The 20,687-nt window shown below is 61.3% G+C and carries 23 protein-coding genes and 1 riboswitch; of the genes, 11 read left to right on the top strand and 12 right to left on the bottom strand.

What is annotated here, in order from left to right:
- Together ACJJVH_RS06930 and sufA are read left to right on the top strand one after the other, a co-directional pair.
- Nucleotides 1–381 (top strand): SUF system Fe-S cluster assembly protein, encoded by a 381-nt coding sequence (locus tag ACJJVH_RS06930; protein ID WP_075850603.1) that lies wholly within the window; start codon nucleotides 1–3, stop codon nucleotides 379–381.
- A 76-nt stretch (nucleotides 382–457) separates the two neighbouring features.
- Nucleotides 458–847, top strand: a complete 390-nt coding sequence (gene sufA / locus ACJJVH_RS06925; protein WP_113371203.1) for a Fe-S cluster assembly scaffold SufA — start codon at nucleotides 458–460, stop codon at nucleotides 845–847.
- Nucleotides 848–871: 24 nt separating this feature from the next.
- On the opposite strand, the gene ACJJVH_RS06920 is transcribed toward sufA, so the two are convergent.
- The 5 genes from ACJJVH_RS06920 to gcvT form a co-directional block, all read right to left on the bottom strand.
- Entirely contained in the window at nucleotides 872–1,156 is a 285-nt protein-coding gene (locus ACJJVH_RS06920) for an addiction module antidote protein (RefSeq protein ID WP_113371202.1), read from the bottom strand.
- A 1-nt stretch (nucleotide 1,157) separates the two neighbouring features.
- Complete coding sequence (locus ACJJVH_RS06915) at nucleotides 1,158–1,778, bottom strand: alpha/beta hydrolase (protein ID WP_412064978.1); 621 nt, start codon at nucleotides 1,776–1,778, stop codon at nucleotides 1,158–1,160.
- Between the two features lie 143 nt (nucleotides 1,779–1,921).
- A complete protein-coding gene (gcvP, locus tag ACJJVH_RS06910; RefSeq protein WP_412064977.1) occupies nucleotides 1,922–4,786 on the bottom strand; it encodes an aminomethyl-transferring glycine dehydrogenase in 2,865 nt (954 codons plus the stop codon).
- Nucleotides 4,786–5,148, bottom strand: coding sequence for a glycine cleavage system protein GcvH (gene gcvH / locus ACJJVH_RS06905; protein WP_113356835.1), 363 nt, complete (start codon nucleotides 5,146–5,148; stop codon nucleotides 4,786–4,788). The genes gcvP and gcvH overlap by 1 nt, the downstream gene beginning before the upstream one ends.
- Nucleotides 5,149–5,173: 25 nt before the next feature.
- On the bottom strand, nucleotides 5,174–6,310 hold the full coding sequence (gene gcvT / locus ACJJVH_RS06900; protein WP_412064976.1) for a glycine cleavage system aminomethyltransferase GcvT: 1,137 nt from the start codon (nucleotides 6,308–6,310) through the stop codon (nucleotides 5,174–5,176).
- A 148-nt stretch (nucleotides 6,311–6,458) separates the two neighbouring features.
- Nucleotides 6,459–6,546, bottom strand: a riboswitch (glycine riboswitch).
- Between the two features lie 168 nt (nucleotides 6,547–6,714).
- Here gcvT and ACJJVH_RS06895 point away from each other — a divergent pair.
- The 8 genes from ACJJVH_RS06895 (at nucleotide 6,715) to ACJJVH_RS06860 (ending at nucleotide 13,051) form a co-directional block, all read left to right on the top strand.
- On the top strand, nucleotides 6,715–7,248 hold the full coding sequence (locus tag ACJJVH_RS06895) for a copper chaperone PCu(A)C (protein ID WP_113371371.1): 534 nt from the start codon (nucleotides 6,715–6,717) through the stop codon (nucleotides 7,246–7,248).
- A 186-nt stretch (nucleotides 7,249–7,434) separates the two neighbouring features.
- A complete protein-coding gene (locus ACJJVH_RS06890; protein WP_412064975.1) occupies nucleotides 7,435–8,433 on the top strand; it encodes an RluA family pseudouridine synthase in 999 nt (332 codons plus the stop codon).
- A complete protein-coding gene (locus ACJJVH_RS06885) occupies nucleotides 8,430–9,083 on the top strand; it encodes an HAD-IA family hydrolase (protein WP_112797468.1) in 654 nt (217 codons plus the stop codon). Before ACJJVH_RS06890 ends, ACJJVH_RS06885 begins: the two co-directional genes overlap by 4 nt.
- 9 nt (nucleotides 9,084–9,092) lie before the next feature.
- A complete protein-coding gene (locus tag ACJJVH_RS06880; RefSeq protein ID WP_412064974.1) occupies nucleotides 9,093–9,878 on the top strand; it encodes an ATP12 family chaperone protein in 786 nt (261 codons plus the stop codon).
- A gap of 69 nt (nucleotides 9,879–9,947) precedes the next feature.
- Nucleotides 9,948–10,418: a hypothetical protein gene (locus tag ACJJVH_RS06875; protein ID WP_412064973.1), complete on the top strand. Its 471-nt coding sequence runs from the start codon at nucleotides 9,948–9,950 to the stop codon at nucleotides 10,416–10,418.
- A 63-nt stretch (nucleotides 10,419–10,481) separates the two neighbouring features.
- Nucleotides 10,482–12,014 carry an acyl-CoA carboxylase subunit beta gene (locus ACJJVH_RS06870; protein ID WP_412064972.1) on the top strand — a complete coding sequence of 511 codons (1,533 nt, stop codon included), beginning with the start codon at nucleotides 10,482–10,484 and terminating at the stop codon, nucleotides 12,012–12,014.
- Between the two features lie 123 nt (nucleotides 12,015–12,137).
- A complete protein-coding gene (locus ACJJVH_RS06865) occupies nucleotides 12,138–12,530 on the top strand; it encodes a DoxX family protein (RefSeq protein ID WP_112797461.1) in 393 nt (130 codons plus the stop codon).
- A 137-nt stretch (nucleotides 12,531–12,667) separates the two neighbouring features.
- A complete protein-coding gene (locus ACJJVH_RS06860; RefSeq protein WP_412064971.1) occupies nucleotides 12,668–13,051 on the top strand; it encodes a DoxX family protein in 384 nt (127 codons plus the stop codon).
- Between the two features lie 91 nt (nucleotides 13,052–13,142).
- Here the strand turns inward: ACJJVH_RS06860 and sugE are convergent, their stop codons facing one another.
- From sugE to ACJJVH_RS06825, 7 genes are all read right to left on the bottom strand, one after another.
- Nucleotides 13,143–13,457, bottom strand: coding sequence for a quaternary ammonium compound efflux SMR transporter SugE (gene sugE / locus ACJJVH_RS06855; RefSeq protein ID WP_412064970.1), 315 nt, complete (start codon nucleotides 13,455–13,457; stop codon nucleotides 13,143–13,145).
- 153 nt (nucleotides 13,458–13,610) lie between these two features.
- The gene (fghA, locus tag ACJJVH_RS06850; protein WP_412064969.1) at nucleotides 13,611–14,444 is read right to left on the bottom strand and encodes an S-formylglutathione hydrolase; all 834 of its coding nucleotides are present in this window, start codon (nucleotides 14,442–14,444) and stop codon (nucleotides 13,611–13,613) included.
- Nucleotides 14,441–14,905 (bottom strand): YaiI/YqxD family protein, encoded by a 465-nt coding sequence (locus ACJJVH_RS06845; protein ID WP_412064968.1) that lies wholly within the window; start codon nucleotides 14,903–14,905, stop codon nucleotides 14,441–14,443. Before ACJJVH_RS06845 ends, fghA begins: the two co-directional genes overlap by 4 nt.
- A gap of 87 nt (nucleotides 14,906–14,992) precedes the next feature.
- Entirely contained in the window at nucleotides 14,993–15,568 is a 576-nt protein-coding gene (gfa, locus tag ACJJVH_RS06840) for an S-(hydroxymethyl)glutathione synthase (protein ID WP_412064967.1), read from the bottom strand.
- 119 nt (nucleotides 15,569–15,687) lie between these two features.
- Nucleotides 15,688–16,815 (bottom strand): S-(hydroxymethyl)glutathione dehydrogenase/class III alcohol dehydrogenase, encoded by a 1,128-nt coding sequence (locus tag ACJJVH_RS06835; protein ID WP_113360933.1) that lies wholly within the window; start codon nucleotides 16,813–16,815, stop codon nucleotides 15,688–15,690.
- A gap of 198 nt (nucleotides 16,816–17,013) precedes the next feature.
- The gene (locus ACJJVH_RS06830; RefSeq protein ID WP_412064966.1) at nucleotides 17,014–19,023 is read right to left on the bottom strand and encodes an acetyl-CoA carboxylase biotin carboxylase subunit; all 2,010 of its coding nucleotides are present in this window, start codon (nucleotides 19,021–19,023) and stop codon (nucleotides 17,014–17,016) included.
- An 81-nt stretch (nucleotides 19,024–19,104) separates the two neighbouring features.
- Nucleotides 19,105–20,040: a DMT family transporter gene (locus ACJJVH_RS06825; RefSeq protein ID WP_113406310.1), complete on the bottom strand. Its 936-nt coding sequence runs from the start codon at nucleotides 20,038–20,040 to the stop codon at nucleotides 19,105–19,107.
- Between the two features lie 217 nt (nucleotides 20,041–20,257).
- On the opposite strand from ACJJVH_RS06825, the gene ACJJVH_RS06820 reads away from it, so the two are divergent.
- Entirely contained in the window at nucleotides 20,258–20,680 is a 423-nt protein-coding gene (locus tag ACJJVH_RS06820; RefSeq protein WP_112802463.1) for a helix-turn-helix transcriptional regulator, read from the top strand.
- The last annotated feature ends 7 nt before the right edge of the window (nucleotides 20,681–20,687 follow it).

Genomic DNA, 20,687 nt, shown 5'->3' with positions numbered 1-20,687 from the left:
ATGTCACTCGACGAAAGCGAACAGAAAATCGATGCGCGCGAAGGGATCGTGCATTCCAGCATTCCCGAGGATGAGCTGGCCCGCCTCAGCGACGATATCATTTCTGCGCTGAAAACGGTCTACGATCCGGAAATTCCCGCCGATATCTTCGAGCTCGGCCTCGTCTACAAGATCGATATCGAAGACGACCGCATGGTAAAGATCGTCATGACGCTGACCGCACCGGGCTGCCCGGTTGCCGGCGAAATGCCGGGCTGGGTCGAAAATGCCGTCGGCGCCGTCGAGGGCGTATCCGGCGTCGATGTCTCGATGACCTTCGATCCGCCGTGGACGCCGGACCGCATGTCGGAGGAAGCGCAGGTTGCCGTCGGCTGGTATTGAAGCTTTAAGCCGCCGGCTTTACATTAAGACTCGAAGCGCCGGATCTTGACCCCGGTTGCGGAAGGAGAATGAGCCCATGGGCTTTGCAGTCATGACCATGACGGATGCGGCAGCAGCCCGCGTCAAGGCAATCGTCGAGAATTCCGGTCCCGATGCCAAGGGCGTTCGCGTCGGCATCAAGAAGGGCGGCTGCGCCGGGATGGAATATACCATCGATCTCGTGACCGAGCCGAACCCGAAGGATGACCTGATCGAGCGCGATGGCGCCAGAGTCTGGGTCGAGCCGTCGGCCGTGCTTTATCTGCTCGGCACGGAAATGGGCTTCGAAGCAACGACTTTGCGTTCGGGCTTCACTTTTACCAATCCGAACCAGACGTCGGCCTGCGGCTGCGGCGAATCCGTCGAGCTGAAGCCTGCCGATCTCGCTGCCCTTGCTGCGCAGCGCCAGGACGCTCAGGCCATCTAAGTTAAACTCTGTTTCTCTGCTTCATCAGAGCGCGCCGGGCTCGCAATGCGCGGTCGGCACCGGCGTCAGCTTGAGTCCCAGCGCCTTGACGACTTTGAGGATCGTCGCGAACTCCGGGTTTCCATCGCCGCTCAGCGCGCGGTAGAGCGCGGAACGGTTCATGCCGACATCCTTGGCGAGCTTACTCATGTTGCGCGTGCGGGCAACTTCGCCCAGCGCCTTGGCGATCGAAGCCGGATCGTCCGTTGCAAAGGCGGCTGCGATGTAGCTGTCGGGATCGTCGGTGCTCAGCGAAATCTCCTGAATCATGTCATGGGCCTTTCCGTATCAGCCAATCGCGGATCATGCCGATCTCGTCCTGATGAAGGTCGTGACCGGCCGCCAGCATGTGGGCACTGACATCCGCGCCGGCATTTTCAAGTTGATGTTTCATGACATCCGCATCTCGCGGCTCGCGCCGCCGATCATACTTGCCGGATGTCATCAGGATCGGAAACGCGGTCAGCGGCGGAAAATCAGCGGCAGGCGCGGGCGAGAGGGGCCGCAGCAGAATGGCGGCCGAGGCCAGTCGCGGCTGCCGAAGAAGAATGGATGCCGCCATGATCGCGCCGTTTGAGAAGCCGAGCAGGATCGGCGGCCGAGAGATTATATCGTCTTCCAATATCGACGCGATGAAATGGCAGAGTTGGTCGGTTCGTCTCGATAGATCGGCATGATCCAGACTGCGATCCGGATTGCGACGGAAGAAAGCAAAGCCCGTCTCCCAGGCCAGGGGGCCACGCAAGGCCATATAGGGGCGATCCGGTGCGACCGCGTCGGCAAGGGGAACAAGCGACGTTTCGTTCCCGCTGCTGCCATGCAGAAGAAGCAGTGGGGATGAGGAATATTCCGCTCGCCCCGTGACGAAATGAAATTCCGGTCGTTCCGGCATGATTCTGAATTCCAGAGCCGCGCTGCGGCAATAAAACGCCGCGCATCCGTTGGACACGCGGCGTTTTCATAGACAAGTTTCGCAATAGATTTATGTCTATCGGCAGCGAAGCGACTGAGCCGCTTCGCTTTTTTCGCAAAAACCTACTCCGCGGCCTCGGCGTAGGATTCCAGCGGCGGGCAGGTGCAGATCAGGTTGCGGTCGCCATAGACGTTGTCGATGCGGTTGACCGGAGACCAGTATTTGTCCACGCGGAAAGCGCCGGGCGGGAAGCAGGCCTGCTCGCGCGAATAGGGGCGATCCCATTCGCCGACAAGGTCTTCCACCGTGTGCGGAGCGTTCTTCAGCGGGTTGTTGGTCTTGTCCATCCGGCCATCTTCGATGGCGCGGGCTTCCTCGCGGATCGCCAGCATTGCCTCGCAGAAGCGGTCGAGCTCGGCCTTGGTTTCCGATTCGGTCGGCTCGATCATCAGCGTGCCGGCGACCGGCCAGCTCATGGTCGGTGCGTGGAAGCCGCAATCGATCAGGCGCTTGGCGACATCGTCGACCGTGACGCCGGCACTTCCGACCAGCGGGCGGGTGTCGATGATGCATTCATGCGCGACGCGCCCGGCCTTGGACTTGTAGAGCACGTCATAGGCGCCCTTCAGCCGTGCGGCGATGTAGTTGGCGTTGAGGATCGCCACCTTCGTCGCCTGCGTCAGGCCTTCGCCGCCCATCATCAGGCAGTAGCTCCAGGAGATCGGCAGGATGGAGGCCGAACCGAAGGCTGCCGCCGAGACCGCACCACTGCGTCCGTCCGTTTCCGGATGGCCGGGTAGGTGAGGCGCCAGATGCGCCTTGACGCCGATCGGGCCCATGCCTGGACCGCCGCCGCCATGCGGGATGCAGAAGGTCTTGTGCAGGTTCAGGTGGCTGACATCCGAGCCGATATCGCCGGGACGCGAGAGGCCGACCATGGCGTTCATGTTCGCGCCGTCGAGGTAGACCTGACCGCCATGCTTGTGCACGAGATCGCAGATCTCCTTCACCGTCTCCTCGAAGACGCCATGCGTCGAAGGATAGGTGATCATGCAGCAGGAGAGGCTGTCGGCATACTGCTCGGTCTTGGCGCGGAAATCGGCCATGTCGATATCGCCGTCGTCGCTGACCTTGACGACCACGACCTTCATGCCTGCCATCTGCGCCGAGGCCGGGTTGGTGCCGTGCGCGGAGGTCGGGATGAGGCAGATGTCGCGGTGCCCCTGTCCATTGGCAATGTGATAATTGCGAATGGTCAGGAGGCCGGCATATTCGCCCTGCGCGCCGGAGTTCGGCTGCATGGAGAAGGCGTCGTAGCCGGTGACGGCGCAGAGCTTTTCCGTCAGGTCGTCGATCATTTCGCGGTAGCCGAGTGCCTGGTCGGCGGGCACGAACGGATGGATGTCCGAGAATTCCGGCCATGTGATCGGCAGCATTTCCGCTGTCGCGTTCAGTTTCATGGTGCAGGAGCCGAGCGGGATCATCGAGCGGTCGAGCGCCAGGTCGCGGTCGGAGAGGCGACGGATGTAACGCGTCATCTCGCTCTCGGCGCGGTTCATGTGGAAGATCGGATGCGACAGGTATTCGCTGGTCCGCAGAAGCGCCTTCGGCAGGCGGTAGGACGGTTCGAAATCGGCAATGCGGAAATCGCCGCCGAATGCGCGCCATACGGCTTCCACCGTCGCCGGGCGGGTGCGCTCGTCGAGGCTGATGCCGATTTTGGTTTCGCCGACCTTGCGCAGGTTCACGCCTTCGGCGACGGCCGCGCGCAGGATGAGGCCCTGCATATGGCCGACCTCGACGGTGATCGTGTCGAAGAAGGTTTCCGGCTCGACGGCGTAGCCCAGCTTTTCCAGCCCCTTGGCCGTCAGCACGGCCTTCTGGTGGACCTGCTGGGCAATGGCTTTCAGGCCCTGCGGACCGTGGAAGACCGCATACATCGAGGCCATGACGGCGAGCAGCACCTGAGCGGTGCAGATGTTCGACGTCGCCTTTTCGCGGCGGATATGCTGCTCGCGCGTCTGCAGCGACAGGCGATAGGCGCGATTGCCGCGTGCATCGACCGAAACACCGACAAGGCGGCCCGGCATGGAGCGCTTGTACTCGTCCTTGACGGCCATATAGGCCGCGTGCGGGCCACCATATCCCACAGGAACGCCGAAGCGCTGCGAGGAGCCGATGGCGATATCCGCGCCCATCTCGCCGGGAGATTTCAGCAGGGTCAACGCCAGAAGATCGGCCGCCATGATGGCGATAGCGCCGGTCTGGTGCAGGCGCGCGATCAGGCCGCCGAAGTCGTTGATGTGGCCGTGCGTGCCCGGATACTGGAAGATCGCGCCGAAGACATCGACAGGATCCAGATCCGTAAACGGATTGCCGACGATGACGCTCCAGCCGAGCGGCTCGGCGCGGGTCTTGATGAGAGCGATAGTCTGCGGATGGCAGGCGGCATCGACGAAGAAGGCCTTCGCCTTCGATTTGGCGACGCGTTCCGCCATTGCCATGCCTTCGGCTGCCGCAGTCGCTTCATCGAGCAGCGAGGCATTGGCGACGTCGAGGCCGGTCAAGTCGCTGATCATCGTCTGGTAGTTCAGCAGGGCCTCGAGGCGGCCCTGGCTGATTTCGGGCTGGTAGGGCGTATAGGCTGTGTACCAGGCCGGGTTTTCCAGAATATTGCGCTGGATGACCGGTGGCGTGATTGTGCCGTAATAGCCCTGGCCGATCAGCGACACGAGAACCTTGTTCTTGTTGGCGGTCTCGCGCAGCCTGTCGAGCGCCTCGCGCTCGGTCATCGGCGCACCCCAGGAGAGCGGCGTCTTCTGACGGATGGCCGGCGGCAGCGTCGCGTCGATCAGGCCGTCGAGGCTGCTATAGCCGATCGCTTTCAACATATCGGTCATCTCGGATGGAGACGGACCGATATGGCGGCGATTGGCAAAATCATATGGCTGGTAGTCGGTGAACGTGAATTCCGTAGGCGTCGCCATTATCCGATCAGCTCCTTGTAACCGGATTCATCAAGAAGACCATCGAGATCGCTGACATTCTTCAGCTTGAGCTTGAAGAACCAGCCGGCGCCCATCGGGTCTGAATTGACGAGCGCCGGGTCGGCGGTGATGGCTTCGTTGACTTCAGTAATCTCTCCGTCGAGCGGACAATAGACCTCGGACGCCGCCTTGACGGATTCGACGGTTGCCGCGTCGTCGCCCTTGGAGAAGCTGGCGCCGACTTCGGGCAGTTCCACGAAAACGAGGTCGCCGAGCTGCTCGGCGGCGTGAGCCGTGATGCCGACCGTTGCGACGTCGCCTTCAACCTTCAGCCACTCGTGCTCTTCGGTAAACTTCAGCATGGATAATCCTCTCTGGAAAACACGTTCAACGTTTGTAGGTAGGCTTGATGAAAGGCAGGGTGCTGACGACGACAGGCAGGTATTTGCCGCGCACTTCAGCGTAAACGGTGGTGCCGGGCGCCGTGAAATCGGTCGGCACGTAGCCCATGGTAACCGGGGATTCGACGCTCGGGCCGAAGCCGCCAGACGTGACTTCACCGATCTCGGTCTTGCCCTCGGCATCGGCATAAAGCTTGGCGTGACCACGCACCGGAGCCTTGCCTTCGGGTTTCAGGCCGACGCGGCGGCGCGACGTGCCGCCATCCAGTTCGCCGAGAATGCGGGTCGCGCCGGGAAAGCCGCCGGCGCGGACGCCGCCTGTCTTGCGGGCCTTCTGGATGGCCCATTCGAGCGCGCCTTCGATCGGCGTCGTCGTTTCATCGATGTCATTGCCATACAGGCAGAGACCGGCTTCGAGGCGGAGCGAGTCTCGGGCGCCGAGGCCGATGGGCTGCACATCCGGATGCTCCAGCAGCCGTTTGGCGATATCCTCGGCCTTGTCGGTCGGAACGGAGATTTCGAAGCCGTCTTCGCCGCTGTAGCCGGAGCGCGATACGAGGCAGGAGACATCGTGGAGGCGACAATGACGCACATCCATGAACTTCATGTAGGCGATATCGGCCCAGAGCTCGGCGAGAACGTCTACGGCGCGCGGTCCCTGGAGCGCGATCAAGGCGCGATCGAGTAATGTAACTTCGCAGCTATCGCCGATATGGTCTTGAAGATGCTTGAAATCCTGATCTTTGCAGGCAGCGTTCACGACGACGAAGAGATAGTCGTCCATATGGGTGATCATCAGGTCGTCGAGGATGCCGCCCTTGTCGTCGGTGAAGAAGCCGTAACGCTGGCGGCCCTCGGCAAGGCCGAGGATATCGACCGGCACGAGGCTTTCCAGCGCCAGTGCAGCATCCTCATATTTGCCGGAGCGGGCGCGGATCGTCACCTGACCCATATGCGACACATCGAACAGGCCGGCATTCGACCGGGTCCAGAGATGTTCCTTCAGGACGCCGGGCGCATATTGCACCGGCATGTCGTAGCCGGCGAAGGGCACCATACGGGCGCCGAGCGATACATGCAGCGCATGAAGAGGGGTGGTCTTGAGGGCAGCGGTCTCGTCCAAATGACGCCTCCGGGTTTTGCGCTCGTCTCGAAGCGCAGAGCTCATAATTTCGGCGCGACTGCGCCTGACGATGAGCCCCCTCTGTCTGTTTGCCTGAGATTGTTATCCCTTCGGCGAGCGCTTGCGCGCCTCTCTCCAGAGTTCCGTCTGCCCCTTGTTGGTCCTTTGGCCTGAGAGTTTCCGGGGCGGTTGCTCCTTCGGCACCGGCTCGCGCCGGATTCTCCCAACAAGGTCGAGTGCCATTATCCGGTCCCGGGCAAAGATGGCAAGGGGCAAATGTCGCCGCCGAACAAATTTTTGTCGTGCCGATCAATCCTGTGTTTGGCAATGATTGCGGGCCTTTGCAACGCAGGTTGGAAGGGTTATCCCTTCTCGTCGTTCGAGGAGCCGGGCAGGAGATGAAGATGAACCGCAACCATGCCGCTATACTGCTGATTTCGCTTGGCGCATCGTCGTTGTCCCTTGGTGGGGCATTGGCGCAGGATAGCGGCGCGATGAAGTCGATGCCGGGGATGCATATGGACACTGCCACGGCACCTGCGGGCTCTGCTGCGGTCAAGCTCGGCGATCTCGATATCAGCGGCGGCTATGTTCGCGCCATGCTTCCTGGCCAGCCGGTCGGCGGCGGCTACATCACCATCCATAACGGCGGCAAGACCGACGACAGGCTGACTTCAGTGACCTCGGCGGCGGCCGGCAAGGTCGAGCTGCACGAGATGAAGATGGAAGGCGAGATCATGAAGATGCGCGAGATCAGGGGCGGCATCGCCATCCCAGCCGGCGCTACGGTGACGCTCGCGCCGAACACGATGCATATGATGTTCAAGCAGGTGAAGACACCTTTCAAGCAGGGCGGCACCGTGCCTGTGATGCTGATGTTCGACAAGTCGGGCATGGTCGACGTCAATCTGCCCGTCGTCTCGGCCAAGGGAAACTGAGCCAGAAAATTATACCGCGGTATAATTCCGGTTTCCACTTTTCCTCGAAATGCTCTAAAGCCACGTCAAAAGGCCGGAAAATCTCCGGCTGCGGGGCGAAGGGTCCCGTCGTTTGAATAGGCGTGATCCCGTCCAGCGGCAGTCTGGCGTTTCCCGGGACATGCCGCGGTATTTGAAAGAAGAAGAATGGCCGGGATTGAGCATATAAAGGTCGAGCCTGACGAGGCCGGCATGCGCCTCGACCGATGGTTCAAGGTGCATTTTCCGGGCCTTGGCTTCGGACAGCTGCAGAAGCTGCTGCGATCCGGCCAGGTGCGCGTCGACGGCGGCCGTGTGAAGACGGATGCGCGCGTTCAGCCGGGGCAGATGGTGCGCGTTCCGCCGCTCGACGTCGACGCCAAGGGGCCGAAAGGCGGCCCCATAGCCGGCAGCGAGCTCAAGCATTCCGGCGATGGCGAGCTGCTTGCGCGCATGCTGCTGCATGAAGACGAGAAGGTCTATGTGCTGAACAAGCCGGCCGGACTCGCGGTTCAGGGCGGCTCCGGCCTTACCCGTCATATCGACAAGATGCTCGAGGCATGGACGAACAAGAAGGGCGAGAAGCCGCGCCTGGTGCATCGTCTCGACCGCGACACGTCGGGCGTTCTCGTTATTGCCCGTACCCGTGGCGCGGCGCAGAAATTGACGGCAGCCTTCCGCGAGCGCGACACCAAGAAGACCTATTGGTCACTGGTAAAGGGCGTGCCGCGCAAGCATGAGGACAAGATTTCGACCTGGCTGGTGAAGGAGGCGACGCCGGATGGCGACCGCATGCGCATCGCCAAGCACGGGGAGGAGGGCGCCGATCACGCCATTTCCTATTATCGCGTGATCGAAACTGCCGCCCAGAGCCTCGCCTGGCTCGAGATGGAGCCCTATACCGGCCGCACGCATCAGCTGCGCGTCCACGCGCTGCACATGGGCCACCCGATCATCGGCGACCCCAAATATTTCGACGACGATCCGAACTGGAATTTCCCGGGCGGCGTGCAGAAGCGGCTGCATCTGCATGCCCGCCATATCGATATTCCGCATCCGAACGGCGGACGCCTGCGCATCACGGCCCCTCTGCCGCCGCATATGGTGCAGACCTGGAACCTTCTCGGACTTGACATGGCATCGGCAGGGGAGCCGGACGACGAATGAAGCTGGTTCTTTTCGATTGCGACGGTACGCTGGTCGACAGCGTGCGGCTGATCCACGAAGTCATGGCGCGGACGTTCGTGGCCTTCGGCTACAAGCGTCCGGACGTTTCCGCCACCAAGTCGATCATCGGCCTCACGCTGGATATCGCTATCGCCCGCCTGCAGGGCAAGCCGCATGTCGACGAGGAGGCTGTCGCCATGACCGCGCATTACAAATCGATCTTTCCCGAGGTGCGGGACGAGGCGGACATGCAGACGCCGCTCTTCGATGGCATCAAGCCGCTGATCGAGACGCTTGCCGGCCATGAAGAGCTGCTGCTCGGCGCTGTGACGGGTAAATCCCGCCGCGGCTTGACCCATATTCTTGCCGTCAACGATTTCGCGCCCTATTTCATCGTCTCACGCACGGCCGACGATTGCCCGTCGAAGCCGCATCCGGCAATGGTGACGGAATGCTGCGACGAAACCGGCATGGATCCGCACGATACCATCGTCATCGGCGACGCCGTCTACGACATGCAGATGGCGAAGGCGGCCGGCGCGACTGCCATCGGCGTCGCCTGGGGCTATGCTTCCGTCGAGGAACTGCTGGCGGCCGGCGCCGACGCGATCGCCCACCATCCGAACGACCTGTTGAGCCATATTCTCTGAGGTGAGCCCATGCGCGACCTGTTGAACGATCTTTCCGAGGGTCTCAGCCATCCCGATCCGATCCGCCGCGCGCAGATCCAGATGAAGAAGCCGCTGCCCAAGCGCTTTTACAAGGATGTGACGATCGGCGTGGACGAGGCCGGCCATGCCATCGCGCTCGACGGCAAGGTCGTCAAGACACCGGCGAGGCGCTCTCTGGCCTTGCCGACGGAGGCCCTTGCCCGGTTGGTGGCCGCCGAATGGACGCGTCAGGTCGAGGTCATCGATCCCTCGACCATGCCGGTCACGCGCCTTGTCAACACGGCCATCGATGGCGTTGCGGCCGAGAGCCAGGCCGTGTTCGATGAAATCGTCCGTTTTTCCGGCAGCGACCTGCTTTGCTACCGCGCCGACGGGCCGGAGCGTCTTGTCGAGCGGCAAGCGGAGCGATGGAACCCGGTGATCGACTGGGCGGCGCGCGACATCGGCGCCCGCTTCATTCTGGCTGAAGGCGTCATGCACCAGGAGCAGCCGGGCGAAGCCATCGCCGCCTTCTCTGCCGCCATGCGCAAATACGACACGCCAATGGAGCTTGCGAGCCTGCACACGATCACGACCCTGACCGGCTCGGCGATCCTTGCGCTTGCCTTTGCCGAAGGTTTTCTGTCTTTTGCCGATGTCTGGTCGCTTGCCCATCTCGATGAGGACTGGACGATCGAGCATTGGGGCAGCGACGAGGAAGCGGAACAGCGCCGTGCGCAGCGTTTTGAGGAATTTCAGGCCGCCGTCGACGTTTTTTCTGCGCTTCACAGTTGAATATTGTTGATTTCCAGTCCTTTATAGCGATCTTCGCATCTTGCAAGTTCGGAAGCCGGGACTGTTATCATGTTGTTGTCGAGGTCGGGTGCCGTGTCGGCGCTCGTGGGATGTTTGGTATTGGCCGCATGCTCGAGCTGGTCCGTGGCACCTCCGCCTCCCGCCTATGACGTTCGCAGCGCTTCCGTCGTGGCGGACGCGGCCTTGCCACCGGTATCGCCGGCACTGGTTGCCGCGATCAACGATCGCGTCAACGCCGCAATCGCCGTAACGACCCGCACGGCACCATTGCCGCAGGTTGCCCTGACCATCCGTCTGAGCGACGTCCGCAGGGCGCGCGGTTTCAACCGCGATCGCAACAGCGCCAAGATCAACATCGATGCGGCCGCACTGGACAGCGGTGCCGTGGTCGCCATGGCGTCCTTCGAAGTCAGAACCGTCGCCCCCGATCCCGCCACGGCGGATGAACTGATGGCGGAAGACATTGCCGCTCGTGTCCGTTCCATATTCTCGCTGAACACGCCGCGGCTGGCGAACTGAGCCGGCAGCTTCAAACATGGCGCGCGCCGTGCTAAGTCCGAGCGGTGATGGAGAGAGGGTCGCATGAAGGAAATCCTGCAGGAACTGGAACGCCGTCGTGAAGTGGCAAGACTTGGCGGCGGGCAGGTGCGTATCGACGCTCAGCACGCGCGCGGCAAGCTGACGGCGCGCGAGCGCATCGATATCTTCTTGGACGAAGGGTCCTTCGAGGAGTTCGACATGTTCGTCGAACACCGCTCGACCGATTTCGGCATGGACAAGAGCAAGATCGCCGGCGACGGCGTCGTGACCGGATGGGGTACTGTCAACGGGCGCACCGTTTTCATTTTTGCCAAGGATTTCACTGTCTTCGGTGGATCTCTTTCAGAAGCGCATGCGGAAAAGATCACCAAGGTACAGGACATGGCGCTGAAGAACCGGGCGCCGATCATCGGTATCTACGATGCCGGCGGCGCCCGCATTCAGGAGGGCGTGGCGGCGCTCGGCGGCTATGCCGAGGTGTTCCAGCGCAATGTGCTGGCCTCCGGCGTCATTCCGCAGATTTCGATCATCATGGGTCCCTGTGCCGGTGGCGACGTCTATTCGCCCGCCATGACGGATTTCATCTTCATGGTCCGCGACACGTCCTATATGTTCGTCACCGGACCGGATGTGGTGAAGACCGTCACCAACGAGACCGTGACGTCGGAGCAACTCGGCGGCGCGTCGGTGCATACAACGAAATCCTCGATTGCCGATGCAGCCTACGACAACGACGTCGATACGCTTTTGCAGGTGCGGCGGCTCATCGATTTCCTGCCGCAGTCGAACACGGCGGCGGTGCCCGAGATCGAGTGCTATCAGTCCGCGATCGATCCGGACGCCTCGCTCGATACACTGATCCCGGCCAATGCCAACAAGCCCTACGACATCAAGGAACTGATCCTGAAGGTGGCGGACGAGGGCGATTTCTTCGAGATACAGGAGAGCTTCGCCAAGAATATCGTTTGCGGCTTTGGCCGTATCGAAGGGGCCACGGTAGGCTTCGTCGCCAACCAGCCCATGGTGCTGGCCGGCGTTCTCGACAGCGATGCCTCGCGCAAGGCGGCGCGCTTCGTGCGCTTCTGCGATTGCTTCAACATCCCGATCGTCACCTTCGTCGATGTGCCCGGTTTCCTGCCGGGGACGGCACAGGAATATGGCGGGCTGATCAAGCACGGCGCCAAGCTGCTCTTTGCCTATGCCGAGGCCACCGTGCCGAAGCTGACCGTCATTACCCGCAAGGCATTCGGCGGCGCTTACGATGTGATGGCCTCGAAGCATCTGCGCGGCGATCTCAACTATGCCTGGCCAACGGCGCAGATCGCCGTCATGGGCGCCAAGGGCGCGGTCGAAATCATCTTCCGCAAGGATATTGCCGATCCGGAAAAGATCGCAGCCCATACGAAGATGTATGAGGACCGCTTCCTGTCACCCTTCGTCGCCGCCGAACGCGGCTATATCGACGAAGTGATCATGCCGCGCTCCACCCGGCGGCGGCTGGCGCAGGGCCTCAGGATGTTGCGTAACAAGGATCTGACCAACCCCTGGAAGAAGCACGACAATATTCCTCTGTAGAGCTGTGACAACAAGCCACGGATTTTACACGGAAAATTGATTGGACGTCAGAAGCCGTGTTTTCCCGTCGAAGGCGGGTCGCTCTAAAGCTTCCTGCAGGGGGAGTTGAAACTGGAGTTAAAAATGGCGCTTTCCGATCGGCTGAATCAATATCAGCCCCACGCTCTTACTGTATTGCGTATCGTCACCGGCGTATTGTTCATCGAACATGGCCTGCAAAAGCTTTTCGGCTTTCCGCCCGGTGGTCAATTTCCAAGTCCGCTGCCGACCCTGCTTCTGGTTCAGGGTATCATCGAGGTCGTCGGCGGGTTGGCAACGATTGTTGGATTCTTCACCCGTCCTGTCGCCTTCATCCTTTGCGGCAATATGGCGGTCGCCTATTTCATGGCGCATTATCCAAAGAACTTCTACCCCGCCAACAATGGCGGCGATGCAGCCATCCTTTACTGCTTCGTCTTCCTGTTCCTGATCTTCGCAGGCCCCGGCCTTCTGGCGATCGACAACAAGAAGAAGTAAATCATGCCGCGCCGGGCTCGATCGATCGTCGGGCCCGGCGAATAAAATAGTCTCTCGCGTGTTGATGCCATTGTCGGCAGGACGAGAGAATTTTCGACAGGATCCCGTTCGCCGTGCGAATTCGAACGGAGATCTTCATGTCACTTTCCAAGCGCCTCTCGCCTTATCAGCCTTCCGCACTCGCAATTCTGCGAAGCATGACCGCCTTGTTGTTCATCGAGCACGGCACGCAGAAGCTATTCGGCTTTCCGCCGGCGCCCTACGCCATTACGACGCTGTTCTTCATCGCGGGGATATTGGAGTTGGCGGGCGGCATCCTGGTCCTGCTCGGGCTCTTTACCCGTCCCGTTGCCTTTCTGCTCAGCGGTGAAATGGCAATTGCCTATTTCATAGTGCATATGCCGATCGATTTCTTCCCGGCCAACAATCAGGGAGACGGAGCGATCCTGTTCTGCTTCGTCTTCCTGTTTCTGGTGTTTTCCGGACCGGGGAACTGGGCGCTGGACAATCGCCGGCGCTAGAGTAATTCCGGGAAACGTAAGCAGCGGTTTTCCATCCGGAGCGGCTCAGCGATTCCGTAGAACCAGGAGCCGTTCTAGGAATCGAAATCCGTCAGGCCGTAAGCTTGAGGCCGGCAATGCCGGCGATGATCAAGCCGATGCAGAACACGCGGACGAGATTTGCAGGGTCGCCAAGCAACACGATGCCCAGCAGAACCGTGCCGACGGTGCCGATGCCGGTCCAAACCGCATAGGCAGTGCCCATCGGCAAGGTCTTCACGGCGAGGCCGAGCAGCACCACGCTCATAATCATGGAGATGACGGTAAGAACCGTCGGCGTCGGCCGCGTGAAGCCATCTGTATATTTAAGGCCGACTGCCCAGCCGATTTCAAACAAGCCCGCAAGGAAAAGCAGGAACCAAGCCATTTTACGCTCCTTCGTTCAGAGCGAGGCCGTCCCCGCGGATGTTACGGCCCATAAATGAATATCGGCCGCCGCAGTCGTCTGCGCGGATAGCTATATGCCTCGGCTTCAAGAGCTTTTCAAGGTGTGGAGCGCGTGGCACCCATGCCGCCGATTTCACCCCAGGCGTGCGGCATGCCACTTCAGGTGATCGTCCATGAAGGTCGAGATGAAATAATACGAATGGTCATAGCGCTCGTGCATGCGCAGCGTGAGACCGATGCCGGTGCCTTTGACCGCTTCTTCGAACAGCCAGGGGCGCAGACCGTTTTCAAGGAAACCATCGGCCTTGCCCTGGTCCACCAGGAACTCGGGGAAGCGCGCACCATCCTCGACGAGCGAGCAGGCGTCATATCGTCTCCACGCGGCCTTATCGCTGCCGAGATACTTTTCGAGGGCGGGTGCCGACCAGTCAGCCGTCGAAGGCTGGACGATGGGAGCGAAGGCGGAGCAACTTTTGAAGCGGTCCGGATTCCTGAGTGCGATCGTCATGGCGCCGTGGCCGCCCATGGAATGGCCGAAGATGCCTTGCCGGCTCATGTCGGCGCGGAATTGCCTGGCGACGATCGCGGGCAGTTCTTCCGTGACGTAAGTGTACATCCGGTAGTTTTCGGCCCAAGGCGTCTCGGTCGCATCCAGATAGAAGCCTGCGCCTTTGCCCATCTGCCAATTGGTCAGTTCGTCAGGCACGTCGTTACCACGCGGGCTCGTGTCCGGGCAGACGATGATCAGGCCGAGTTCGGCGGCCATGCGGCGGTATTCGCCTTTCTCCATGACGTTGGCGTGGGTGCAGGTGAGGCCGGAAAGATACCAAAGGACGGGCCGTGGCTCCTGGATCGCGTGTGGCGGCACGAATACGGCAAAGGTCATCTCGCATTTGCAGGCTTCCGATTCATGCGAAAAGACGCCCTGCATGCCGCCGAAGGCGGTGTTTTGGGAAATGATGTTCACTGCTGGTCTCCAGGCGATTGATGGGCCTTTGCGCGGCGGCAAAGGCGATCGAAGGTTTCGAGAAAGGCGGAGCGGTCGCGCGGCGAGAAGGAGGCGTTGTAGCCTTTGCTTTCACCGGTTTCGCGAAGATGGGCGCCGAGATCGCGCATGGCGGTCACCATGCCGATATTGGTTTTGTCGAAGATGCGGCCGGTCGGCCCCGTTACTTCCGCTCCGGCTGCGACGCAACGCCCGGCCAGCGGGACATCGGCCGTCACGACGACATCGCCGGGGCCTGCATGTTCCGCGATCCAGTTGTCGGCGGCGTCGAAGGCGTTGGAGACGATGACATTGCGCACCATCGGATCACGCGACGGCCTGAGCCCGGAATTGGCGACAAACGTCACCTCGATGCCGTGGCGCTCGGCCACCTTCAAAATCTCCGGCTTCACCGGGCAGGCATCGGCATCGACATAAATCATGGAAACAGAACTTTATCATGAAGAACGCTGCGCATCCGACCGGACGCGCAGTCGCGGTTTATCGAAGTCCCACGCACGGGGCCAGATTTATTCCCTCAAAGTTCCCGCCTTTTTCGCCACAAAGGTAGCGATGACGTCCATCAACGCCGGCGAGAGGCAGTCATACGGCTCAAGGCGGAGTTCCTTCAGCCGGCTGCGAACGGCGGTCATCGCGGAAGGCGGCGTTCCCGATTCGATAATGGACGAAACGAAGGCCGCGAATGTGGGTTCCGGCCAGCCGCTCTGCTGGAAACGTTCCGGATGGATGAAATCCAGGCCCTTGAAAGCGTGGTCGCGCTCTACCGGCCCGTACATATGAACGCCGCATGCCTTGCAGGCATGGCGGAGAATCAATGCGTCCGGATCGACGATCGCGAGCTTGTCGCCATTTTCGAGAACCTTCACATTTTCATGGGGCGTCACCGCGACGATCGAAAAGGCGGCGCCTTGCGGCTTCCAGCATTTGGTGCAGCCGCAGGCGTGATTGTGCGCAATCCCGCCGTTGATCGCGACCTTGACCGGGCGATCGGTGCAGGCGCAAACGAGCGTCCCACCGCTGAAACCCGCCTGTCCTGACTTCACTCCGCCGTCGAGCGCCGGATGTATCGATACTTGACCTGGCATGTTCGGCTCCTCCTCCTTGGTTGCCCACGGCCCCCAAATCCGGATCGATTTGCGAAAAGGCCGTGTGCCATTCAAAGTCGTGCAGCGTTCCCTTGTGCCGTCTAAGTCTCAGGCTGTCTTTAGTACAGCACGACGCTTCTGATGCTTTCGCCTGAGTGCATGAGTTCGAAGCCCTTGTTGATGTCTTCGAGCGGCATGGTGTGGGTGATCATCGGGTCGATCTGGATCTTGCCCTCCATGTACCAGTCGACGATCCTGGGAACGTCGGTGCGGCCGCGCGCGCCGCCGAAGGCCGTGCCCATCCACGAGCGGCCCGTCACCAGCTGGAACGGCCGCGTCGAAATCTCCTGGCCGGCGCCGGCAACGCCGATGACCACGGACTTGCCCCAGCCGCGATGCGAAGCCTCCAGCGCCTGGCGCATGACCCTGGTGTTGCCGGTGCAGTCGAACGTATAGTCCGCCCCGCCGATCTGGTCGGCGCCGCGCTTCGTCATGTTGACGAGGTAGGGCACGATGTCGTCGCCGACCTCCTTCGGATTGACGAAATGCGTCATGCCGAAGCGCTCGCCCCAGGCCTTCTTGTCGTTGTTGAGATCGACGCCGATGATCATGTCGGCGCCGGCAAGCTTCAGGCCCTGGATGACGTTGAGGCCGATGCCGCCGAGACCGAAGACGATCGCGGTCGCCCCCATCTCCACCTTGGCGGTGTTGACGACCGCGCCGATGCCCGTCGTCACGCCGCAGCCGATGTAGCAGATCTTGTCGAAGGGCGCGTCGGGATTGACCTTGGCAACGGCGATCTCCGGCAGCACCGTGTAGTTGGCGAAGGTCGAGCAGCCCATATAGTGGTGGATCCTGTCCTTGCCGATGGAAAAGCGCGAGGTGCCGTCCGGCATCAGGCCCTGGCCCTGGGTCGAGCGGATCGCCGTGCACAGGTTGGTCTTGCGCGACAGACACGAGGGGCACTCGCGGCATTCGGGCGTATAGAGCGGAATGACGTGATCGCCCTTCTTCACCGAGGTGACCCCCGGACCGACATCGACGACGATGCCGGCGCCCTCATGGCCGAGGATGGCGGGGAAGAGACCTTCCGGATCGGCGCCCGACAGCGTGAAATCGTCGGTGTGGCAGATGCCCGTCGCCTTCACCTCGATCAGCACCTCGCCCGCCCGCGGGCCCTCAAGCTGCACTGTCATCACTTCGAGCGGTTTGCCGGCCTGTACGGCAACAGCGGCGCGAACGTCCATGGTTTCATCCTTCCTGCTATGATTTGTTCGGCGCGACATTGGCATGGGCGCGCGGGGCAGCTCAAGCCAAATCAGACACTTGGAGCGGTAATTGCCCAGTTTAAACCGGACGCTCGTTCTGCGCTATCGTTTCAAGAGGCACCGGACGGAAAACCGCCGGGGCGCTTTTCCCGAAATTGCTCCGATGCCATGTTTCAATCAGGCAAACTCCATGATCACCGCATCGACGGCGAGGCTTTCGCCGGGCTTGGCGTTGATCTTGCCGACCATCAGGTCGCGCTCGGCGCGCAGGACATTTTCCATCTTCATCGCCTCGACGATGGCCAGCGTCTCGCCCGCCTTGACCTCCTGGCCCTCGGCAACGGCAATCGACACGACGAGACCGGGCATGGGGCAAAGCAGCAGCTTCGAGGTATCGGGCGGCAATTTTACCGGCATGAGCTTGTCGAGTTCCGCCTGACGCGGCGTAAAGACCCTCGCCCTGACGGAAATACCTTGCCAATCGATGCGCAGGCCGTTGGGGACGGCGCGGATCTGGGCCGTCAGCTTGCGGCCGCTCACGGTGCCGGTCCATACGGCATCGCCGGGACGCCAGCCGGTTGCAACAGTCACCGTCTTGCCGCCGATCTGCATGTCCATCTCGAAAGGAATGGTCACTACGCCCTCGATCAGGGAAACGGAGAGGTAATCCGTGCCGAGCTTGACGATCCAGTCCTCGCGCAACGGTCCCGCTGCGGGACGCAGCCGATCACCATAGCGCTCGCGGCGGTTTGATTCGATAAGGCTGCAGGAAAGGGCGATAGCGGCCAGCTGCGCGGCCTGATCCTCATCCGGCGCCACAGGCGCGAAACCGTCTGGATATTCCTCGGCTATGAAGCCGGTGGAAAGACGCCCCTCGCGCCAGCGGGGATGCTTCATCAAAGCCGAGAGGAACGGCATGTTGTGCTCTATGCCGTCGACCACGAAGCCATCCAGGGCTTCGCCCATTGCTTCGATCGCCTCCAGTCTGGATGGAGCCCAGGTGCAGAGCTTGGCGATCATCGGGTCGTAATACATGGAGATTTCGGCGCCTTCAAAGACGCCGGTATCGTTGCGGACGACCGATTTTTCGGTCTTGCCTTCGCGCGGCGGACGATAGCGGGTCAGGCGTCCGATGGACGGCAGGAAGTTGCGGTATGGGTCTTCCGCGTAGAGGCGGCTTTCGATGGCCCAGCCGTTGAGCTTGATATCGGCCTGCCTGAACGGCAGCTTTTCGCCGGCGGCGACGCGGATCATCTGTTCGACGAGATCGATGCCGGTTACGAGTTCGGTGACGGGATGCTCCACCTGAAGCCGCGTGTTCATTTCAAGGAAGTAAAAGTTCCGGTCGCGATCGACGATGAATTCGACCGTGCCGGCGCTCTGGTAATCCACGGCCTCGGCAAGCGCCACGGACTGCTCGCCCATGGCCTTGCGTGTCGCTTCGTCGAGGAAGGGCGAGGGCGCTTCCTCCACCACCTTCTGGTTCCGGCGCTGGATGGAGCATTCGCGCTCGCCGAGATAGACGACATTGCCATGGGCGTCGGCCAGCACCTGGATCTCTATGTGCCTGGGGTCGACGACGAATTTCTCGATGAAGACGCGGTCGTCGCCGAAGGAGCTTTTCGCTTCTGAACGGGCGCGCTCGAAACCGTCGCGCACTTCGTCCTTGCTCCAGGCGATGCGCATGCCCTTGCCGCCGCCGCCGGCAGACGCCTTGATCATGACCGGATAGCCGATCTCGCCTGCAATTCTCTCCGCATGATCCGCATCGTCGATGATGCCGAGGAAGCCCGGAACGGTGGAGACCTTGGCGGCATTGGCGAATTTCTTCGATTCGATCTTGTCGCCCATGGCTTCGATCGCCTTCGGCTTCGGGCCGATGAAGATAATGCCTTCCTTCTCCAGTGCAGCACAGAAGGAGGCGCGCTCCGAGAGGAAGCCGTAACCCGGATGAACGGCTTCCGCGCCGGTCTCTTTGCAGGCGGCGATGATCTTGTCGGCGACGAGATAGCTTTCGGCGGCGGGAGCCGGACCGATGTGAACGGCCTCATCGGCCATTTCGACATGCAGGGCGTCCCGATCCGCATCGGAGTAGATGGCGACCGTCAGGATGCCCATCCGGCGCGCGGTCTTGATCACGCGGCAGGCAATCTCGCCGCGATTGGCGATCAGGATTTTCTTGAACATGCAGACTCCGCCCAAATACTCTATTCAGTCAGTGTTTTAGCCATAAACTGCGCTCCCGGTCCATGTGCAACATGTCTCCGCTCACGCCGTTTTTGCCAATCTTGACTGCATGCGTTCCCGCCAGATGATGAAGAGGCCCGAGCCGACGATGATGGCGATGCCGATCCATTTGGAAAGATCGGGAAAGTCTCCAAAGATCGCATAGCCGAGAACGGTGGCGGAAATGATCTCGAAATACTGGAACGGGGCCAGCAGCGAGAGGGGCGCCAGCCGGAAGGCTCGGACGACGAGCATATGTGCATAGCCCGAAATCGAGCCGAGAATCAGCAAAAGAACGAGTCCGAGCGCAGAGGCGGGCAGGGAGGGCTCGAAATCGGCAATGCCGGCGGAGGTGCCGGCAAACAGCGCGAACGCCATGAACAGCGTGCCGCCGGCACCCGCCATGATCTGCATCGTCAGCGGCGAATCCGCTTCTCCGACCGCGCGATTCATGAAGAGATAGAGCGCATAGAGAAAAGCGCAGGCAACCGGCAGCAACGCCTTCAGGCCGAAGATGGCGAAACTGGGCTGGATGACGATCATTGCCCCGCCGAAGCCGATGACGATCGCCAGCCAGCGCCTCCAGCCGACCTTGTCGCCGAGAAACAGCGCCGAAAGCGCCGTCAGCATGAAGGGTTCCACGAAATAGATCGCAAAGACGTCGGCGAGCGGCATGTATTTCACGGCAGCGAAGAACAAAAGACTGGCGGCGCCATGCAGGGCTCCGCGCAGCAGGTTCATCCAGGGACGCTTTGCCGAGAAGGCCGTCCTGCCCGTCGCGGTCGCCAGCAGCGGCAGCATGCATACGAGCTGAAAGAAGAAGCGATAGAACGTCACCTGCCCGGGCGACATGCCCTCGAAGCTCGCCATGTATTTGGCGATTGCATCCATCGTCGGGAGCAGGATCATGGCGCTTGCCATGATCGTCATGCCCCTGAGCGGATTTTGCTGCGTGGAGACGGCGGAGGAGACGGACATGAGCAGACATCAAACACAGGAAGGCCATGCAATCAAGGCGCGATCGGCGCGGGTCGCGCTTGGCCGGAACCGTCATCGGAAATGTCACACTTTTCCAATTGGGACACATCACGGTGGCCGGATGACGCCCCTAGACCTATCTGAGGCTTGGGAAACCGCTAAAACATAGATTGCGCCGCACAAGATTGCCGGCGCAGCCAGGAAAGGGATCGCACCGATGTTCAAGCCAGAACAAGAGACGACCGTTTTTTCGGATGAAGGCGACGACACTCTGGGAGGGCGGCTGTCGATGGCTCGCGATTCCGCCGGGGTCAGCCTCGCCACATTGGCCAGCCAGCTTGGCGTCAGCGAAGAGACGATGCTTGCATGGGAATCCGATCGGGCCGAGCCCAATCCATCCGCTCTGGTCAAGATGTCGGCTCTCTTCGGCGTTTCTCCGATATGGCTGATGACCGGAGCCGGTGACGGACCTGGGGAAGACAGCGACGAGCGCGCATTGGACGCTGTCAGGAACGAGCTTTCGCGGCTGCGTGCGGCCCATCAGGAAATCGGCCAGCTGATCGAGGCGACGACTCGCCAGATCGAGCGACTCGATCATCAGATCCGGTTGCGCAATGTCAGCAAGGATGTCGCGCATTGATCCCGAC

The organism is Rhizobium sp. SYY.PMSO (genome assembly GCF_046840415.1).
Lineage (GTDB): Bacteria > Pseudomonadota > Alphaproteobacteria > Rhizobiales > Rhizobiaceae > Rhizobium.
Note: the sequence above shows the minus strand (reverse complement) of the source record. Positions and strands in the feature narration are given on the sequence as shown.

Excerpts from the sequence above, each read along its gene's own strand:
- ACJJVH_RS06865 (WP_112797461.1), top strand. The coding sequence starts at position 12,138 with ATGGCGCTTTCCGATCGGCTGAATCAATATCAGCCCCACGCTCTTACT.
- ACJJVH_RS06885 (WP_112797468.1), top strand. The coding sequence starts at position 8,430 with ATGAAGCTGGTTCTTTTCGATTGCGACGGTACGCTGGTCGACAGCGTG.
- ACJJVH_RS06890 (WP_412064975.1), top strand. The coding sequence starts at position 7,435 with ATGGCCGGGATTGAGCATATAAAGGTCGAGCCTGACGAGGCCGGCATG.
- gcvP (WP_412064977.1), bottom strand. The coding sequence starts at position 4,786 with ATGGCGACGCCTACGGAATTCACGTTCACCGACTACCAGCCATATGAT.
- ACJJVH_RS06860 (WP_412064971.1), top strand. The coding sequence starts at position 12,668 with ATGTCACTTTCCAAGCGCCTCTCGCCTTATCAGCCTTCCGCACTCGCA.
- ACJJVH_RS06870 (WP_412064972.1), top strand. The coding sequence starts at position 10,482 with ATGAAGGAAATCCTGCAGGAACTGGAACGCCGTCGTGAAGTGGCAAGA.
- ACJJVH_RS06835 (WP_113360933.1), bottom strand. The coding sequence starts at position 16,815 with ATGGACGTTCGCGCCGCTGTTGCCGTACAGGCCGGCAAACCGCTCGAA.
- ACJJVH_RS06915 (WP_412064978.1), bottom strand. The coding sequence starts at position 1,778 with ATGCCGGAACGACCGGAATTTCATTTCGTCACGGGGCGAGCGGAATAT.
- ACJJVH_RS06920 (WP_113371202.1), bottom strand. The coding sequence starts at position 1,156 with ATGATTCAGGAGATTTCGCTGAGCACCGACGATCCCGACAGCTACATC.
- ACJJVH_RS06875 (WP_412064973.1), top strand. The coding sequence starts at position 9,948 with ATGTTGTTGTCGAGGTCGGGTGCCGTGTCGGCGCTCGTGGGATGTTTG.
- gfa (WP_412064967.1), bottom strand. The coding sequence starts at position 15,568 with ATGCCAGGTCAAGTATCGATACATCCGGCGCTCGACGGCGGAGTGAAG.
- ACJJVH_RS06825 (WP_113406310.1), bottom strand. The coding sequence starts at position 20,040 with ATGTCCGTCTCCTCCGCCGTCTCCACGCAGCAAAATCCGCTCAGGGGC.
- ACJJVH_RS06930 (WP_075850603.1), top strand. The coding sequence starts at position 1 with ATGTCACTCGACGAAAGCGAACAGAAAATCGATGCGCGCGAAGGGATC.
- ACJJVH_RS06820 (WP_112802463.1), top strand. The coding sequence starts at position 20,258 with ATGTTCAAGCCAGAACAAGAGACGACCGTTTTTTCGGATGAAGGCGAC.
- ACJJVH_RS06830 (WP_412064966.1), bottom strand. The coding sequence starts at position 19,023 with ATGTTCAAGAAAATCCTGATCGCCAATCGCGGCGAGATTGCCTGCCGC.
- sufA (WP_113371203.1), top strand. The coding sequence starts at position 458 with ATGGGCTTTGCAGTCATGACCATGACGGATGCGGCAGCAGCCCGCGTC.
- sugE (WP_412064970.1), bottom strand. The coding sequence starts at position 13,457 with ATGGCTTGGTTCCTGCTTTTCCTTGCGGGCTTGTTTGAAATCGGCTGG.
- ACJJVH_RS06880 (WP_412064974.1), top strand. The coding sequence starts at position 9,093 with ATGCGCGACCTGTTGAACGATCTTTCCGAGGGTCTCAGCCATCCCGAT.
- gcvH (WP_113356835.1), bottom strand. The coding sequence starts at position 5,148 with ATGCTGAAGTTTACCGAAGAGCACGAGTGGCTGAAGGTTGAAGGCGAC.
- ACJJVH_RS06895 (WP_113371371.1), top strand. The coding sequence starts at position 6,715 with ATGAACCGCAACCATGCCGCTATACTGCTGATTTCGCTTGGCGCATCG.
- ACJJVH_RS06845 (WP_412064968.1), bottom strand. The coding sequence starts at position 14,905 with ATGATTTATGTCGATGCCGATGCCTGCCCGGTGAAGCCGGAGATTTTG.